Consider the following 17,363-nt stretch of genomic DNA (forward strand, 5'->3'; position numbering starts at 1 on the left):
GCCGTCAATGCTTGCGTACGCGGCGCGGACCTCAGCGTGGCCGCGCGCGCTCCAGCCAGAACACCACCGCGCTTGCCGCCGCCATGAACAGGAACGGCATGGCCGGGAAGTGGAAGCGCGACTGGCCGGAAAAGACCAGCGCGATCGCGCTCGGATAGGCGGCGATGGCATAGGGCAGGCACCACCAGTCGATCGCGCCGAGGCCCGCGCGCCGGCGCGCCCGCAGGGTCAGCGGCACGGCCAGCAGCGCGAGCGCCAGCACCGCCCAGTAGAGCGCCTGGTTGGCCGCGCGGATCGCGAGGAACAGCCTTGCGTCGTAGTGGGCCGCCCCGGTCTCGTAGGCCCAGACGCCCTCGCCGTCGGTGACCCACAGCTTGGCGAGCTTCAGTGGCATCAAGCCGGCGAACCGCGCTGGATGCGCGCCGATCCATGCCATCGCCAGCCGCTTCGCCTCGTCGTCGTAGGTCAGCTCGGTCAGGTCGCGCCGCGCGTCCAGCGCGCGCACCACCGGGTCTTCGGGCGTGAAGCCGCCGCGCGCGCTGGCGTTGTTGCCGGTGAGCAGGGTGATCCCGCCATTGGTCGAGACCGCGACGAAGCGCCCCAGCTCGCGCTGGTTGCGCAGGCTCCACGGCAGCACCACCGCGCTGCCAAGCGCAAGCACGACGAGCCCGCGCCCGACCAGCGCGGGCAGACGCCGCAGCCCGTCGCGTTCGCGCAGCAGCGCGATCCCCAGCACCAGCGGCACCACCACCAGCGTCTGCGCCTTGACCAGCGTGGCGAGCCCGAGCACCAGCCCCGCGGCCAGCGTCCGCAGCGCGCCCGGCCGCGCCAGCAGCCAGCAGCTCGCCAGCAGCAGCAGCGTGTAGAACACCTCGGTCAGCGCGAGCGGCACATAGAGCGCCGCGTTGGGGTAGAGCGCATAGCCCAGCAGCGCGAGCCGCGCGGCGCTTTCCGAACCGGTCACCTGCCGCGCGAGGTCGAGCAGCAGCCAGCCCGACAGCGCCGCCGCGACGAGATTGACGAGGCCCACCGTCCAGATCGTCGCGCCCCCCGCCCGGAACGCCAGCGACAGCGCCATCGGCCAGCCCGGCGGCCAGTAGGCGGTGGCATGGCCGTCGTTGGCAAGGTAGCCCAGTCCCGCCGCCAGGCTCGCCGCGCGCGAGAAGTAGAAGTCGGCGTCCGAACTCGGGGTCACCGCGCAGGCGATCGCAGCGAGCCGCAGCGCGACCAGCAACGCGAAGGCGAAACCGACGAAGCGCGGATGGAGCAGCAGGCGCTGGGGCGCAGGAGGGGCGTCGGCGGTCATCGCGGGCGGCAGGTCTCGCAGTTCGGCGTAAACATAGCGTTGCGCGGGCAAAGCCGATAGGCTGCCGGGCATGACCGCCGAAACCCTCGCGCCGCTCGCGTTTCACGAAGGCCCGCAGGGCCTGCGCCTTGCCCACCGCTTCCTCGCGGGCGCGGAGCCGGCGCTGGTGTTCCTGCCCGGCTACATGTCCGACATGGCCGGGTCGAAGGCCGGGGCGGTGCTTGCCCACGCCGCCGCGCAAGGGCGGGCCTGCCTGCTGCTCGATTATTCGGGTTGCGGCCGGTCCGACGGCGATTTCGCCGCCGGCACGCTGTCGCGCTGGCGCGACGAGGTGGTCGACCTGCTCGCGGCGAAGGGCATTGCCCGCGCCGTGCTGTGCGGCTCGTCGATGGGCGGCTGGCTGATGCTGCTCGTCGCCCGCGCCGTTCCCGACCGGATCGCCGCGCTGGTCGGCGTGGCCGCCGCGCCCGATTTCACCGACTGGGGTTTCGGCGACGCGCAGAAGGCGGAACTTGCCGCCGGCCGCACGATCTTTGAGGACAACCCTTACAGCCCCGAGCCCACCCCCACCCACGCCGCGTTCTGGCGCGATGGCGAGGCGCAGCGGCAGCTCGAAGCGCCGATCCCGTTCGACGGACCGGTGCGGCTGCTCCACGGCCAGGCGGACCCGGACGTGCCGTGGGAGGTCTCGCTGCGCCTCGCCGCGGCGCTGCGTTCAGCCGATGTGCAGGTCCACCTGATCAAGGATGGCGACCACCGCCTGTCGCGCGGGGCCGACATCGCCCTGCTGCTGCGCACGCTCGACGCGCTTGTCGAGACGCTTTCCGGCGGCGGATGAAGGACACCCGGACGCCGATGCTTTTCCCGCTTCCCCTGCTTGCCGCGCTCGCCACGCCGTTTCCGGTGGACGCGCCGGTCGCCCGCCAGGTCGGGCCCAATCCCTCGCCGCAGCAGGCCTCGCCGCTGCCCATCCCGCGCCGCCGCCGGGTCGAGGAGATGGCGCCCGGCGCGGCGCCGGAGACAAAGCAGGACATGCCCGACCGTCTTGCCGCCTGCCTCGCCACCGGGCGGCAGGACCTCATCGCCGGGCTCGCCTCGGCGCGGCTGTGGCGCGATGGCGCGCCGACCGATTTCGAGCGCACCCGCGCTAACCAGTGCCTGGGGCTGCTGCTGGCCGAAAGCGGCGACTATGCCGGCGCCGAGGCGGCCTTCGCCGCGGCGATCGCGGCGATCCCGCCCGAGCAGGCCGCATCCTCGCTCCAGCTCCTCGCCATGGCCGGCAATGCCGCGCTCGCGGCCGGTCACGCCGACAGGGCGACCGGCTGGTTCGACCGCGCGCTCGCCCTGAAGGACACCGGCGACAACGCCGCGCGCGGCGACATCGAGATCGACCGCGCCCGCGCGCTGGTCGCGGGCGGGCGCATCGCCGAAGCCGGCGGCGCGCTCGACGAGGCCCACCGCCTTGCGCCCGAGGACCCGGAGGGCTGGCTGCTTTCGGCAACGCTCGCGCGCCGGGGCGGCGATCTCGATCGCGCCCAGCGCGACATCGAGGTCGCCGCCGCCAAGGACCCGCGCGATCCCGCGATCGGGCTCGAGGCCGGAGTCATCGCGGTGCTCGCAGGGCGCGACGAGGCGGCGCGCAAGTCGTGGGACTCGGTCGTGCGCTCGGCCCCGCAGAGCGCCGAGGCGGCGACCGCCCGGGGCTACCTTGAACAACTGGGGGCCGCTCCCACATCGAACGCAGCCGCAACGCAAGGGAAGGCCACGCCATGAAGCTCTCGGTCCTCGATCTGGTCCCCGTGGTCGAGGGCGGCACCGTCGCCCAGGCGCTCGCCGACGCCGCCGCGCTCGCGCGGACCGCCGAGGCCTGCGGCTACCACCGCTACTGGGTGGCCGAACATCACGGCATGGAGGGCATCGCCAGCGCCGCGGTCGCGGTCACGCTGGCGCATATCGGGCAGGCGACCACGACCATCCGCATCGGCGCGGGCGGCATCATGCTGCCCAACCACAACCCGCTGGTCATCGCCGAGCAGTTCGGCACGCTCGATGCGCTGTTCCCCGGCCGCATCGACCTCGGGCTCGGCCGCGCGCCGGGCGCCGACCAGCGCATCGTCCAGGCGCTGCGCAAGGACGTCAACCGCGCCGCCGAGCATTTCGGCGACGACGTGTTCGAGCTCCAGCTGCAGTTCGCCGGCGACAAGCGGCTCCATCTCCAGGCGACGCCGGGCCTCGGCGCCGCGCCGCAGCTGTGGATCCTGGGCTCCAGCCTCTACGGCGCGCAGCTCGCGGCGATGCTGGGGCTGCCCTATGCCTTCGCCTCGCACTTCGCGCCGGACCATCTCGACGCCGCGCTCAAGCTCTATCGCGAACGCTTCACGCCCTCGGCGGCGCTGCCCGAGCCCTACTGCATCGCCGCGATCAACGTGATCGCCGCGCCCACCGACGCCGAAGCGGTGCTGCTCGCCTCGTCGATGGACCAGAGCTTCGTGCGCCTGCGCAGCGGCAATCCGGGCAAGCTGCCGCCGCCGGTGCCCGACTTCCGCGACACGCTGCCGCCCCAGGCCGAGGCGATGCTCGCGCACATGCGCCAAGTTTCGGCGATCGGGAGCCCGGCGACGGTGCGCGAACGGCTCGAGGCGTTCCAGCAGCGCACCGGGGCCGACGAGCTGATCGTCTCGGGCTCGACCTTCGATCCGGCGCTGCGCCGCCGCTCGCTCGAACTGACGATGGAAGCGGTCTCGGGCCTCGTCGTCGCCTGACCCCCGCCGCGGCGCCCGCTCCCTCCCGCGCTCCCGCTCCCTCCCGCGCGCGCTGGCGGCCCAGCGCTGCATAGGCATTGACCCGGAACGGTCATGCCGTTGCGCTGTTAAGACCGCCATGCCACGCTCGCCGTGGCGCGGGGTCTCTTGAACTTGCGCAACGAGCGGAATATCAGGCGTACGATTGCAAAAGTGCAATGATATAAAATTATAACGACGCGACGTGGGATCGCGCCGGTCCAGCGGGAAGAACGCCATGGCCACGAATTCGATCGACCAGAACGCCGCCACCCCTGCAGGCGGCGATCCGTCCGCGGCGCTTTCGCTGACGCTCGCGCAGCGCCTCGCCGCCTCGCTGCTCCCTGCCGAGAAGGCCGATTTCGACAGCGAGCGGCTGGCCGAAGCGGCGCGCTTCGCGATGATCGCGGCGCATCGCCGGCGCGGCAGCGAGCCGTCGATGGCGATCGAAAGCGTCGGCGGCAGCGAAACCAGCGCGCGCTACCTGCGCATCGCGGTGGTCAACGACGACATGCCGTTCCTGGTCGATTCGATCACCGCGACGATCACCGCGCACGGCCTGCCGATCGACCGGCTGGCGCACCCGGTGGTGGCGGTGCGGCGCGACGCCGAGGGCCACCTCGTCGACCTGCCCGAAGGCGAGGCGCCCGGCGAGATCCGAGAATCGGTGATTTACCTCGAGACCGAGCGCGCCGACGCCAAGGCCCGGCGCGAGCTGACCTCCGCGCTCGCCGCGACGCTCGCCGACGTCCACGCCGCGGTCGCCGACTGGCCGCGGCTCCAGGCCGCGATGCACGAGGACGCCCGCCGCCTCGCCGATCCCGAAGGCGCCGCGCTGCTGCGCTGGCTCGCCGACGGCATGCTCACCCAGCTGGGCCACGTCACGCGCCGCCGCGACGGTAGCGAGGACGACAAGCTCGGCATCTGCCGGGCAAGCGAGCAGCCGCTGCTCGCCGATGCCTCCTACGCGCGCGCCTTCGCCTGGTTCGACCACGCGGTCGAGCTAGGCGCAAAGGTCAACGGGATCGGCCGCGCGCCGCTGGTGGTCAAGGCCAACCGCATCGCCCAGGTCCACCGCCGGGTGCCGCTCGACCTGTTCATCGTGCCGGTGATCGACCAGGGCCAGGTCGTCGCCATCTCGGTCCATGCCGGGGTCTGGACCAGCGCCGCGCTCGCCGCCGCGCCCGACCGCATCCCGCGGATGCGCACCCAGCTCGCCGACCTGATGGACAAGTTCGGCTTCTCGGCGCAGGGCCATGCCGGAAAGGCGCTGGTCCACGCGCTGACCGCGCTGCCGCACGACCTGCTGATCGGCTTCGACGACGCCGACCTCGAACGCATCGCCACCACGATGATGAGCCTGGTCGACCGGCCGCGCCCGCGCCTCGCGCTGGTCCGCGCCCCGCTCGCCCGCCATCTCTTCGCCTTCGTCTGGCTCCCGCGCGACGTCCAGTCGACCGAGGTGCGGCTGCAGGTCAAGGCGATGCTCGAGGCCGAGACCGGCGCGCAGGTGCTCGACTGGAGCCTTCAGGTCGAAGGCAGCACGCTCGCCATGATGCGCTTCGTGCTCGACATCCGCGACGGGCAGGACCTGCCCGAGGAAGTCGCGCTCGACGCCGCGCTCCAGGCGATGGTGCGCGGCTGGGCCGGCGCGGTCGAGGCCGAGCTTGCCCGCACCGAGGACCCGGCGCGCGCCGCCGCGCTCGCCGCGCGCTATGCCGAGGCCTTTCCGGTCGGCTACCGCTCGGCGCAAGGGCCGGCCGAGGCGGCGGGCGACATCCGCGTGCTGCGCGGGCTCAGCGGCGCCAGCGCGCCGCGCCGCGCGGTGCGGCTCCACCGCCTTCCCGGCGAAGAGGGCCTGCGGCTCAAGCTCTACCAGCGCGAGGGCGCGATCGTCCTGTCCGACGCGGTGCCGGTGCTCGAGAACTTCGGCTTCCGCGTGCTCGAGGAGCTGCCGACCGCGCTCGACAAGGGGCGGATGGGATTCATCCACGATTTCCTCGTCGGCACGCCTGCGGGCAGCAGCCCCGACGACCTGCTCGCGCGGGCGAGCGCGATCGAGGCTTCGCTCGCCGCGGTGCTCAATGGCCAGGCCGAGGACGATCCGTTCAACCGCCTGATCGTCGCGGTGGGGATCAGCGCGCGCGAGGCCAACTGGCTGCGCGCCTGGTTCCGCTACCTGCGCCAGACGGGCCTGACCTTCACCATCCAGACCGTGGTCGATGCACTGCGCCATGCAGGCTCGGTCACCCGCGGCCTCGTCGCGCTGTTCGCCGCGCGCCACGATCCCGCCTTCGCGGGCGACCGCGCGGCGGCGGCAGACGATGCGGCCGAGGCGATCCGCGCGGGGCTGGCCCAGGTCGCCGCGATCAACGACGACCGCCTGCTGCGCGCCTTCCGCGCCGTGGTCGAAGCGGTGCTGCGCACCAACGCCTTCGCGCCCGCCGCCGAAGAGGCGCTCGCCTTCAAGATCGATTCGGCGCTCGTCCCGGGCCTGCCCCGGCCGGTGCCGTGGCGGGAGATCTTCGTCTATTCGCCGCGGGTCGAAGGCATCCACCTGCGCGCCGGGCCCGTCGCGCGCGGCGGCCTGCGCTGGTCCGACCGGCGCGACGACTTCCGCACCGAGATCCTCGGCCTGATGAAGGCGCAGCGCGTGAAGAACGCCGTGATCGTGCCCACCGGCGCGAAGGGGGGCTTCTATCCCAAGCAGCTGCCCGATCCGGTCGCCGACCGCGAAGGCTGGCTCGCCGAAGGCAAGGCGAGCTACCAGGTGTTCATCCGCACGCTGCTGTCGATCACCGACAACATCGTCGAGAACGCCGTCGTCCATCCCGCCGGCGTGGTCGTGCGCGATGGCGAGGACCCCTATTTCGTGGTCGCCGCCGACAAGGGCACCGCGACCTTCTCCGACGTCGCCAACGCCATCGCCGCGGAACGCGACTTCTGGCTCGACGATGCCTTCGCCAGCGGCGGCTCGAAGGGCTATGACCACAAGGCGATGGGCATCACCGCCAAGGGCGCGTGGCTCTCGGTGCGGCGTCACTTCCTGGAAATGGGCGTCGACGTCCAGTCCGAGCCGGTGCGCGTCGCGGGCTGCGGCGACATGTCGGGCGACGTGTTCGGCAACGGCATGCTGCTCAGCCGGTCGATCAAGCTGGTCGCCGCCTTCGACCACCGCCACGTGTTCCTCGATCCCGATCCCGATCCGGCGGCAAGCTGGGCCGAACGCGCGCGCATGTTCGCGCTGCCGCGCTCGAGCTGGGACGATTACGACAAGAGCCTTATCTCCGAAGGCGGCGGCGTGTTCCCGCGCACGATGAAGGCGATTCCCTTGTCGCCCCAGGTCCGGGCGCTGCTCGGCGTCACGGTCGAGGAGATCGACCCCGACACGCTGATCTCGCTGATCCTGCAGAGCCCGGTCGACCTGCTGTGGTTCGGCGGCATCGGCACCTATGTCCGGGCCAGCCACCAGAACAACGTCGAGGTCGGCGATCCCGCCAACGACTCGGTCCGCGTCGCCGCCAGCGAAGTGCGCGCGAAGGTCATCGGCGAAGGCGCCAACCTCGGCACGACGCAGGCCGCGCGGATCGAATTCGCGCTCCACCGGGGCCGCATCAACACCGACTTCATCGACAATTCGGCCGGGGTCGATTGCTCGGACAACGAGGTCAACATCAAGATCGCGCTCGCCGCGGCCAAGCGCGCCGGCCGGCTCGACGAACCGGCGCGCGTCGCGCTGCTCGCCGAGATGACCGATGCGGTCGCGCACCTGGTGCTCGAGGACAACCGGCTTCAGGCGCTCGCGCTGTCGATCGCCGAGCGTGGCGGCGCCGGGGCCGCCCCGGCGCAGGCGCGGGTGATCGATGTGCTCGAGGAAGGCGGCGATCTCGACCGCAAGACCGAAGGCCTCGCCAGCGCCGAGGACTATGCCCGCCGCGCCGGAGCCGGGCTGGGCCTTGCCCGCCCCGAACTCGCCGTGCTGCTTTCGAGCGCCAAGCTGGTGCTGCAGCGCGCGCTGGAGGACAGCTCCGTGGTCGACGATCCGGTGATGGAAGTCGAACTGCTCGCGGCGTTCCCGCCGCAGATGCAGGAGCGCTTCGAGACCGAGATCGTCCACCACCGCCTGCGCCGCGAGATCATCGCGACCAAGCTCGCCAACCGCATCGTCAACCGCATGGGCCCGGTCCATCCGTTCGAGCTGATGGAGGAGGAAGGCTGCACGCTGGCGCAAGTCGCCGCCGCCTTCGTCGCCGCCGAGCGCCTGCTCGACCTCGACCAGACCTGGGCGCTGCTCGACGAGACGGCGATGGCCGAGGACCAGCGCATCGCCATGTTCGAACGCGTGGCGCGCGCGCTTCGCGGCCACATCGCCGACGTGCTCCGCGCCGGCCGCGGCACGCTTTCGCCCGATGCGCTGATCGAGGATCTGGCGGGCGGGGTCGGCCTGCTCTCGCACACCGCGGCCGAGCTGCTGCGCGGCGAAGCGCAGGCGCAGGCGGCGCGGATGCGCCAGGACCTTACCGCGCAAGGCGTGCCCGCGGCGATCGTCGACCGCGTGGCCCACCTGTTCGATCTCGACGGCGCGATCGGCCTTGCCCACCTTGCGGGCGAGCTCGACGTCGACGCGGCGCGGCTGACCGGCGCCTTCGCCGACCTCGGCGCGGGGCTGGGGCTCGACTGGGCGCAGCAGGCGGCGAGCCGGTCTAACCCGTCGGATACCTGGGAGCGGCTGCTGGTCTCGGGCCTCGCCCGCGATTTCCAGCAGATGCGACTGGATTTCCTTGCCCGCAACGGCGGCGGCGATCCCGATGGCGGTGTCGCCCGCTGGTTCGCCGCGCACGAAGTGCCGGTGCGCCAGTTCCGCGCGCTGATCGCCCGGGCGCAGGCCAATCCGGTGCCGGCTCCCGCCATGCTGGCGCAGATCGCCAGCCAGGCGCGGACGCTGCTGATGCGCTGAACCCGGCGGCGGTGCGGGCCTTGTTGGCCGCTATCAGTTGACGCGTCCGTCTTTTCTGCCAATTCCGCCACGAAACGTGGAAGGATCGTGGCATGGATAAGGCGGACGTTGTCATTGTCGGGGCCGGGCATGGCGGGGCGCAGGCGGCGATCGCCTTGCGGCAGAACGGGTTCGAAGGATCGATCCTGGTGCTGGGGCGCGAACCCGAGCTGCCCTATGAACGCCCGCCGCTGTCCAAGGAATACCTCGCCCGCGACAAGACCTTCGACCGCATCCTGATCCGCCCGGCGCAGTTCTGGGAGGACAAGCAGGTCACCATGAGCCTGGGCCGCGAGGTGACCAAGGTTGACGCCCTGGCCAAGGTCCTCACCCTCGCCGATGGATCGCGCGTCGAATACGGCTCGCTGATCTGGGCGGCGGGCGGCGATCCGCGCCGCCTGTCGTGCGCGGGCGCCGACCTTGCCGGCGTCCACGCCGTGCGCACCCGCGCCGATGTCGACACGCTGATGGCGCAGCTCGACGGCGGCGCGAAGACCGCGGTGGTGATCGGCGGCGGCTACATCGGGCTCGAAGCGGCGGCGGTGCTGACCAAGTTCGGCGTCCACGTGACCCTGCTCGAAGCGCTGCCGCGCGTGCTGGCGCGCGTCGCGGGCGAGGCGCTGTCGACCTTCTACCAGGACGAACACCGCGCCCACGGCGTCGACCTGCGCACCGAGGTCGCGGTCGATTGCATCGAGGGCGATGGCGCCAGGGTCACCGGCGTGAAGCTCGCCGATGGCAGCGTCCTTCCGGCCGAGATCGTGATCGTCGGCATCGGCATCATCCCCTCGGTCGGCCCGCTGCTGAGCGCGGGCGCGGCGGGCGGCAATGGCGTCGACGTCGACGAATACTGCCGCACCTCGCTGCCCGACGTCTACGCGATCGGCGATTGCGCCGCGCACGCCAACGATTTCGCCGATGGCGCGGTGATCCGCCTCGAATCGGTGCAGAACGCCAACGACCAGGGGACGACCGCGGCCAAGGCGATCTGCGGCAATCCGGTGCCCTACAAGGCGACCCCGTGGTTCTGGTCGAACCAGTACGACCTCAAGCTGCAGACCGTGGGGCTTTCGACCGGCCACGACGCCACGGTGCTGCGCGGCGATCCGGCGACGCGGTCGTTCTCGGTGATCTACCTCAAGGGCGGCAAGGTCATCGCGCTCGACTGCGTGAACATGGTCAAGGACTATGTGCAGGGCAAGAAGCTGGTCGAAACCCGCGCCGCGATCGCGCCCGAAAGGCTCGCCGACGCGACCGTGCCGCTCAAGGAACTGGTGGGCTAAGCCGGGCGAGCGCCCAGCGCGCGGCTTCGGCCACCACCGGGTCGGGATCGTCCAGCAGCGCGGAGACGGGGGCGACCAGCGCCGCATCGCCACTGTTGCCGGCGGCATAGAGGCAGTTGCGCACCATCCGGTCGCGGCCGATCCGCTTGATCGGGGAGCCGGCGAAGACGCGGCGGAAGGTCGCATCGTCGAGTGCCAGCAGGTCGGCAAGGCGCGGCGCGACGAGTTCGGCGCGGGGAAGGTAGGCGCGGTTGGCCTGCGCTGCCCTGGCGAACGAGTTCCACGGGCAGACCGCGAGGCAATCGTCGCAGCCGTAGATGCGGTTGCCGAGCCCGGCGCGTAAGGTTTCGGGCACCGGGCCCTTGTGCTCGATCGTCAGGTAGGAAACGCAGCGCCGCGCATCGAGGCGGTAGGGCGCGGGGAAGGCCTGCGTGGGGCAGGCGTCCTGGCAGGCGCGGCACGATCCGCAGCGGTCGGCGTGGGGGGTGTCGAACGGCAGGTCGAGCGTGGTGAACACCGCGCCCAGGAACAGCCAGGAGCCATGGGTGCGGCTGACCATGTTGGTGTGCTTGCCCTGCCAGCCGAGCCCGGCGGCCTCGCCCAGCGGCTTTTCCATCACCGGCGCGGTATCGACGAAGACCTTGACCTCGGCCCCCGGCTGATCGGCCACCAGCCAGCGCGCCAGCGCCTTGAGCGCGCGCTTGACCACGTCGTGATAGTCCGCGCCTTGCGCATAGACCGAGATGCGGCCCCGGTCGGGCACGTCCGCCAGCGCCAGCGGATCGTGCGCCGGAGCATAGCTCATGCCCAGCGCGATCACGCTTTTTGCTTCGGGCCAGAGCGATTGCGGCCCGCGGCGGTGGTGCAGGCGCGTTTCCATCCACTCCATCGTGCCGTGCGCGCCTTCGCCCAGCCATTGTTCGAGCCGTTCGCCCCGCAACGGGTCGTCGGCGGCGGGCGCAATGCCGCAGGCGGCAAAGCCCAGCGCCGCGGCCTGCGCCCTGATCCTTCGGGCAAGTCCTGCATCGCCGTTAACCAAACTTGCTGTCCCGCTCGTTCATCGACTAGGGTTAACGCCTCGCATCCATGAAGATTCAGCTAGGGGAATGGGCGGTGTCGGGCAATCGGGTCGATGCCGCCGAAGTGGAACTCGCGATCGAGGCGCGTTCGCTGGTCAAGCGCTTCGACGATTTCACCGCGGTCGACGGGATCGACATCAGCGTGCCCAAGGGCGCGATCTACGGCATTCTCGGCCCCAACGGCGCGGGCAAGACCACCACGCTGCGGATGCTGCTCGGCATCATCGACCCCGATTCGGGCACGCGCCGCGTGCTCGGGTCCGATCGCCCGACCGACGTGGCCCGCCGCATCGGCTACCTGCCCGAAGAGCGCGGGCTCTACCCGGCGATGAAGGCGACCGACGCGATCGCGTTCCTTGCCGCGCTGCGCGGGGTGCCGCTGGCGCAAGGACGGCGCAAGGGGCGCGAGCTGCTCGAGGCGCATGGCCTTGGCTATGCCGCCGACCGCCAGATCCGCCAGCTGTCCAAGGGCATGGCGCAGCAGGTGCAGCTGCTCGGCACGCTGGTCCACGAGCCCGACCTGGTGATCTTCGACGAACCGTTCTCGGGGCTGGACGCGCTCAACCAGGGCAAGCTCGAACGCACGATCCGCGAGCTTGCCGCGCGCGGCACGACGGTGATCTTCTCGACCCACGTGATCGCCCATGCCGAGCGGCTGTGCGACCAGGTGGCGATCATCGCCGGGGGCAAGGTGCCCTTCGCCGGGCCCGTCGACGCCGCGCGCGACCGCCTGCGCCCGCAAGTGCGGCTGGAGACGCGCGCCGCAGACGGACCGTGGCGCGCCGCGCTCCCCGCCGATGCCCGCCACGAAGGCGCGTTCTGGTACTTCACCCTGCCCGAAAGCGGGATCGAGCCGCTGCTGCGCGCGCTGATCGAGGGCGAAGCGGGCATCCTCAGCCTGTCGATCGAGCGCGCGGGGCTCCACGACGCGTTCGTCGCCATTGCGGGCGAGGCGGCGGCGCGGGCGCTGGCGGATAGCGCGAGCGAAGCGGCGCAAGGCGCCTCGGCCAAGGGAGGACGCCGCTGATGTGGCCCGAGAAACTGCGTGCGGCCTTCGTCGTCGCGCGCCGCGATTTCGTTGCGGTGATCTTTTCCAAGACCTTCATCTTCTTCCTGCTGGGACCGCTGTTCCCGCTCGTCGTTGGCGCGCTGGCCGGCACCATCGGCGCGCAGGTCCAGCGCGATCTCGACAACCCGGTCGTCGGCGTCGCCATGCCCGCGCACCAGGGCGACCGGCTGGTCATGGCGCGCAACGCGATGGCCGACCGCATGGCCGGGCGGGTCCCCGATTTCGTCGTGCTCGACCGCCTGCGCGATGGCGAGACGTTCGATGCGCGCGCCGAACTCGCCAAGGGCAGCGGGGTTGCCGCGGTGGTCACCGGCACGCTCGACGCGCCGGTGCTGACCGGCCCGCAGGAGCGGCTGGGCGCCTGGGAGGGGATGGTCTCGACCTTCGCCGCCCGCGCCCGCACCGCCAGCCCGACCGCGTTTCCCGAGGTGCGCGGCGAGGTCGTCGGGACCACCGTCGCCAGCCAGCGCAACGGCCGGGTCGCCACCGCGCAGGGCGGGCAGGTGCTGCTGTTCCTGCTGACGATGCTGCTCGCCGGCATGGTGCTGTCCAACCTCGTCGAGGAAAAGGGCAACAAGATCATCGAGGTCCTCGCCGCGGCGATCCCGATGGACGCATTGTTCCTGGGCAAGCTCTTCGCCATGCTCGCGGTGAGCCTGGTCGGCATCGCGGTGTGGGGCGGGGCCTATGGCGCGCTGGTGCTGGCCGGGATGCGCTCGATGCCCGACCTTGCCGCGCCCGCGGTCGGCTGGCCGGCGTTCCTCCTCCTCGGCTTCCTCTACTTCGCCATGGCCTACCTGCTGCTCGGCTCGCTGTTCCTGTCGATCGGCGGCATGGCGACGACGGTGCGCGAGGTGCAGACGCTGTCGATGCCGGTGACGATGATGCAGCTGATGGTGTTCTTCTTCGCGAGCTTCGCGCTGGCGCGGCCGGGCACCTGGATCGAATGGGCCGCGATCCTGTTCCCGGTCAGCTCGCCCTTCGCGATGATCGCGCGGGCCGCGCAGCACGACGCCCTGCTTCCCCACCTCGTCGCGCTCGGCTGGCAGGGCCTGTGGGTGCTGCTGATCGTGCGGATGGGCGCGCAGCTGTTCCGCCGCACCGTGCTCAAGTCGGGCGCGGGCGGCCGTCCGGCGCGGCGCGGATTGCTCGCGCTGATCCGCAAGCCAGCCTAATTGACACTCGTGTAGGTTGCGCGGATAGTACGGGTACAAGGCGGCCGTCGAGCGGACGAGTCGCCGCGCATGAGAGGAACAGCATGGCCACCCAACTCGCGCCCGAGGCAGCCGCTTTCACCTATCGCCGTTCGCCGACCGCCAACGAGGCGTTCGAGGAATGGCTGCGCAGCAATCCGCAGGCGCTGCCGACGCACACCCACCCCTGGGACGTCAGCCGCTCGGACATCTACGTCAACGACACCTGGGGCCCGATCTTCCGCGAAATGCGCGAGAAGGCGCCGGTCAACAAGGTCACCGGCACGCCCTATGGCGACTACTGGAACATCGCCAGCCACCAGGCGATCAGCCATGTCGAGGCGCTGCCCGAGCTGTTCTCCTCGTCGTGGAAGTACGGCGGCATCACCATCGGCGATCCGCCGGCCGATATCGACCCCGAAGTGCTCGCCGAGCGCCAGCTGCCGATGTTCATCGCGATGGACCGGCCCGAACACACCGGCCAGCGCCGCACCGTCGCCCCCGCCTTCACGCCGGCCAAGATCGTCGAGATGGAGGACGAGATCCGCCGCCGCACCGCGAGCGTGCTCGATTCGCTGCCGATCGGCGAGCGCTTCGACTGGGTCGACAAGGTCTCGATCGAGCTGACCACCGGCATGCTCGCGATCCTGTTCGGCTTCCCCTGGGATGACCGCCGCCTGCTGACCTTCTGGTCGGACTGGGCGGGCGATGTCGAGCTGACGCTGGCGCGCGACCTTGCCGACGATCGCCACGCGATCCTGATGGAGATGGCGCACTACTTCCAGCGGCTGTGGATGGAGCGGATGGGGGCCGCCCCGACGCCCGACCTCATCTCGATGATGATCCATTCCGAAGCGATGAGCCAAATGAGCCCGCAGGAGTTCATGGGCAACCTGGTGCTGCTGATCGTGGGCGGCAACGACACCACGCGCAACACGATGTCGGGCATCGTCCACGCGCTGCACACCTTCCCCGACCAGCGCGCGATCCTCGAAGCCGATGGCTCGGTGATCCCCAACGCGGTGCAGGAATGCATCCGCTTCGTGACGCCGCTCGCGCACATGCGCCGCACCGCCACCGCCGATACCGAACTGTTCGGCCAGCAGGTCAAGGCGGGCGACAAGCTGGTCATGTGGTACCTTTCGGCCAACCGCGACGAAGCGGTGTTCGAGAATGCCGACAAGCTGCTGGTCGAACGCGAGAACGCGCGCCGGCACCTCTCGTTCGGCTATGGCATCCACCGCTGCGTCGGCGCGCGCCTTGCCGAACTGCAGCTGCGCGTGCTGCTCGAGGAAATGCGCGAACGCCGCATGCGCGTGCACGTGACGGGCGAGGTCAAGCGGGTGCGGGCGAACTTCGTCCACGGCTTCCGCAAGCTGGAAGTCGAGGTCGAGCGCTACTGAGCGATGGCGAGCCGGGCGGGGGCAACGCCGCCCGGCGCGCCTGCGATCCCGGTCATCGCGCGTTCAGGGACGAATCGGTAGCAGGAGGGCGTCCGGTCGCGGGTGCCCCGATACCCCGCCCCCCGTCCCGCGGCAGGACCGAACCGTCGCCGGAGGCGAGCTTCCAGCCCCCGCTCGTCTCCGGCCTCGGTTCCAACGGGCTTTCTCCGGCCCAGCCTCGACGGGACTGCCGCGATGACCATGCGACCGACCGATCTTGCGATGACCCGCCGCCATGCGCTCGGCGGTCTCGCCGCCGTCTCCACCCTCGCGCTTGCCAGCGCCTGCGGCGCCGCGCCGCTGGCGCAAGGCGCCTTCCCGGTGCGCTACAGCGATGCCGAGTGGAAGCGCCGGCTCACTCCCGAGCAATACTTCATCCTGCGCCAGGCGGGGACCGAGCGCCCGTTCACCTCGCCGCTGCTGCGTGAGCACCGCAAGGGCACCTTCGTCTGCGCCGCCGACGGCAACCCGCTGTTCGCCTCGTCGACCAAGTTCGACAGCGGCACCGGCTGGCCGAGCTTCTGGAAGCCGCTCGACCGCGCGGTCGGCACCAGCGCCGATCGCAGCTACGGCATGGCTCGCACCGAAGTGCACTGCCTGCGTTGCGGCGGGCACCTTGGCCATGTCTTCGACGACGGCCCCAAACCGACCGGCCTGCGCTACTGCATGAACGGCGATGCCATGCTGTTCCGTCCGGGCTGACCCGGCTTTGCGCGGCGGCGCGCGCCGTGCCATGGCGCGCCGACGATGCGCTTTCTGGGAATGCTGCTGCTGCTGCTGCCGCTGCTGTTGTCGGTCACGATCAGGCCCGACAACCGCACCCCCGTGCTCGGCCCGCCCGGCGCGCTGGCGGTGGGCGACCTGCTTGCCGCAACGCCCGCAGTCTCGACCGGCAAGGGCAGCGCCATCGTCGGCGCGTGGCGGCTGCGGGGCGGCTTCCGCCTGTTCGGCAACTATTCGGCGCTGACCGCGCTGCCCGACGGGCGGCTCCTCGCGCTCGGCGATCGCAACGACACCCTCGTGTTCGCCCCGCCAGGCCGGCCGCGCCGCCCGGTCCTCGCCCAAATGCCCTTTCCCGGTACCTGGGGCCGCGATGGCCACTCGTTCGACGGCGAAGCGGTCACCGCGCTGGCCGGCACGCAGCGCCTGCTGGTCGCCTGCGAGGGCGCCGATACGCTCGCGCTGTTCGATCCCGACCTGCGCCGCTTCCGCCGCATCACCGTGCCGGCCTTGCGCGAATGGGGCTACAACCAGGGGCCCGAGGCGATGCGCCAGCTCGCCGACGGGCGGCTGGTGCTGGTCGCCGAGATGCGCGCGCGCTGGTACGACCGCACGCACTATGCCGGGCTGATCTTCGCCGGGGTGCCGCGCCCGGGCGAGCGCCCGGGCCGCTTCGAGCTGGTCATGCCCGAAGGCTTCCGCCCGACCGAGCTGGCGCAATTGCCCGACGGGCGCGTGCTGGTGCTCGGCCGCAAGTTCGCCCTGACCGGCTTCTACAGCGTGATCGTCGCCGCCGACGCCGGCGCGATTTGCGACGGCGCGGTGGTGCCGACGCACGAAGTTGCGCGGATCTCCGATTCGCGGCTGCGCGAAAACTACGAGGGAATGGCCGTGCTGCCCGAACCCGACGGTTCGAGTGCGGTGTGGCTGATATCGGACAGCAACACGTTGGCCTGGCTGCAGCGAACGATCCTGCTCAAGCTGCGTCTGCGTTCGTGAACGCGCCGGTCGCCGGATGGGGCAACCGGGAAATCCGGGGCCGGCCGCACGAAGCGCGCGCCGGCCCGAACCGGATCAGGCCGCGGCGGCGACCGCCTTGACCAGCTCGCGCTTCACCTTGAGGGCGCGGGCCGAAAGCTTGGTGTCCGACTGCTTGAGCAGCCAGTTGTCGAGACCGCCGTTGTGCTCGACCGAGCGCAGACCGTGGGTCGAAACGCGGAACTTGAAGCTGCGGTCCAGCTTCTCGCTCATCAGCGTGACGTTCTGCAGGTTGGGCAGGAACAGACGCTTGGTCTTGTTGTTGGCGTGGCTCACGTTGTGACCGACTTGGCGGCCCTTACCGGTCAGTTCGCAGATACGCGACATGGTCAAAACTCGCTTCGTGTGTTCGATAAACCTATCGGGAAGGCGCGGCCTTTATCGATTCAGCGGCCGAAGTCAAGGATTCGCACCCACCTTGCGTTGCGCCGCGCCGCAGACGGGGCTAGCGGGCGGG

General features: G+C 71.1%; 13 protein-coding genes. 10 read left to right on the forward strand and 3 right to left on the reverse strand.

Annotated features, from left to right (window positions below):
- Positions 1 to 31: 31 nt before the first annotated feature.
- On the reverse strand, positions 32 to 1,378 hold the full coding sequence (locus tag K3A85_RS15585; RefSeq protein WP_225207457.1) for an ArnT family glycosyltransferase: 1,347 nt from the start codon (positions 1,376 to 1,378) through the stop codon (positions 32 to 34).
- On the opposite strand from K3A85_RS15585, the gene K3A85_RS15590 reads away from it, so the two are divergent.
- The 5 genes from K3A85_RS15590 (at position 1,377) to K3A85_RS15610 (ending at position 10,365) form a co-directional block, all read left to right on the forward strand.
- Positions 1,377 to 2,144: an alpha/beta fold hydrolase gene (locus K3A85_RS15590; protein ID WP_225207458.1), complete on the forward strand. Its 768-nt coding sequence runs from the start codon at positions 1,377 to 1,379 to the stop codon at positions 2,142 to 2,144. The genes K3A85_RS15585 and K3A85_RS15590 overlap by 2 nt on opposite strands.
- Before the next feature lie 17 nt (positions 2,145 to 2,161).
- Positions 2,162 to 3,079, forward strand: coding sequence for a tetratricopeptide repeat protein (locus K3A85_RS15595; protein ID WP_225207459.1), 918 nt, complete (start codon positions 2,162 to 2,164; stop codon positions 3,077 to 3,079).
- A complete protein-coding gene (locus K3A85_RS15600; protein WP_225207460.1) occupies positions 3,076 to 4,068 on the forward strand; it encodes an LLM class flavin-dependent oxidoreductase in 993 nt (330 codons plus the stop codon). Before K3A85_RS15595 ends, K3A85_RS15600 begins: the two co-directional genes overlap by 4 nt.
- Positions 4,069 to 4,324: 256 nt before the next feature.
- Complete coding sequence (locus K3A85_RS15605; RefSeq protein WP_225207461.1) at positions 4,325 to 9,043, forward strand: NAD-glutamate dehydrogenase domain-containing protein; 4,719 nt, start codon at positions 4,325 to 4,327, stop codon at positions 9,041 to 9,043.
- Between the two features lie 92 nt (positions 9,044 to 9,135).
- A complete protein-coding gene (locus tag K3A85_RS15610) occupies positions 9,136 to 10,365 on the forward strand; it encodes an NAD(P)/FAD-dependent oxidoreductase (protein ID WP_225207462.1) in 1,230 nt (409 codons plus the stop codon).
- On the opposite strand, the gene queG is transcribed toward K3A85_RS15610, so the two are convergent.
- Positions 10,346 to 11,404: a tRNA epoxyqueuosine(34) reductase QueG gene (gene queG / locus K3A85_RS15615; protein WP_225207463.1), complete on the reverse strand. Its 1,059-nt coding sequence runs from the start codon at positions 11,402 to 11,404 to the stop codon at positions 10,346 to 10,348. The two genes, K3A85_RS15610 and queG, sit on opposite strands and share 20 nt — an antisense overlap.
- A 47-nt stretch (positions 11,405 to 11,451) precedes the next feature.
- On the opposite strand from queG, the gene K3A85_RS15620 reads away from it, so the two are divergent.
- From K3A85_RS15620 to K3A85_RS15640, 5 genes are all read left to right on the forward strand, one after another.
- Positions 11,452 to 12,471, forward strand: coding sequence for an ABC transporter ATP-binding protein (locus K3A85_RS15620; RefSeq protein ID WP_225207464.1), 1,020 nt, complete (start codon positions 11,452 to 11,454; stop codon positions 12,469 to 12,471).
- Positions 12,471 to 13,688, forward strand: coding sequence for an ABC transporter permease (locus tag K3A85_RS15625; protein ID WP_225207465.1), 1,218 nt, complete (start codon positions 12,471 to 12,473; stop codon positions 13,686 to 13,688). Before K3A85_RS15620 ends, K3A85_RS15625 begins: the two co-directional genes overlap by 1 nt.
- 83 nt (positions 13,689 to 13,771) lie before the next feature.
- The gene (locus K3A85_RS15630; protein ID WP_225207466.1) at positions 13,772 to 15,109 is read left to right on the forward strand and encodes a cytochrome P450; all 1,338 of its coding nucleotides are present in this window, start codon (positions 13,772 to 13,774) and stop codon (positions 15,107 to 15,109) included.
- A gap of 240 nt (positions 15,110 to 15,349) precedes the next feature.
- Complete coding sequence (gene msrB / locus K3A85_RS15635) at positions 15,350 to 15,850, forward strand: peptide-methionine (R)-S-oxide reductase MsrB (protein ID WP_225207569.1); 501 nt, start codon at positions 15,350 to 15,352, stop codon at positions 15,848 to 15,850.
- Positions 15,851 to 15,895: 45 nt separating this feature from the next.
- Complete coding sequence (locus K3A85_RS15640) at positions 15,896 to 16,867, forward strand: esterase-like activity of phytase family protein (RefSeq protein WP_225207467.1); 972 nt, start codon at positions 15,896 to 15,898, stop codon at positions 16,865 to 16,867.
- 75 nt (positions 16,868 to 16,942) lie between these two features.
- Here K3A85_RS15640 and rpmB read toward each other — a convergent pair whose 3' ends face one another.
- Positions 16,943 to 17,233 carry a 50S ribosomal protein L28 gene (gene rpmB / locus K3A85_RS15645; protein ID WP_225207468.1) on the reverse strand — a complete coding sequence of 97 codons (291 nt, stop codon included), beginning with the start codon at positions 17,231 to 17,233 and terminating at the stop codon, positions 16,943 to 16,945.
- Positions 17,234 to 17,363: the final 130 nt, after the last annotated feature.

This window comes from Novosphingobium huizhouense (assembly GCF_020179475.1).
Lineage (GTDB): Bacteria > Pseudomonadota > Alphaproteobacteria > Sphingomonadales > Sphingomonadaceae > Novosphingobium > Novosphingobium huizhouense.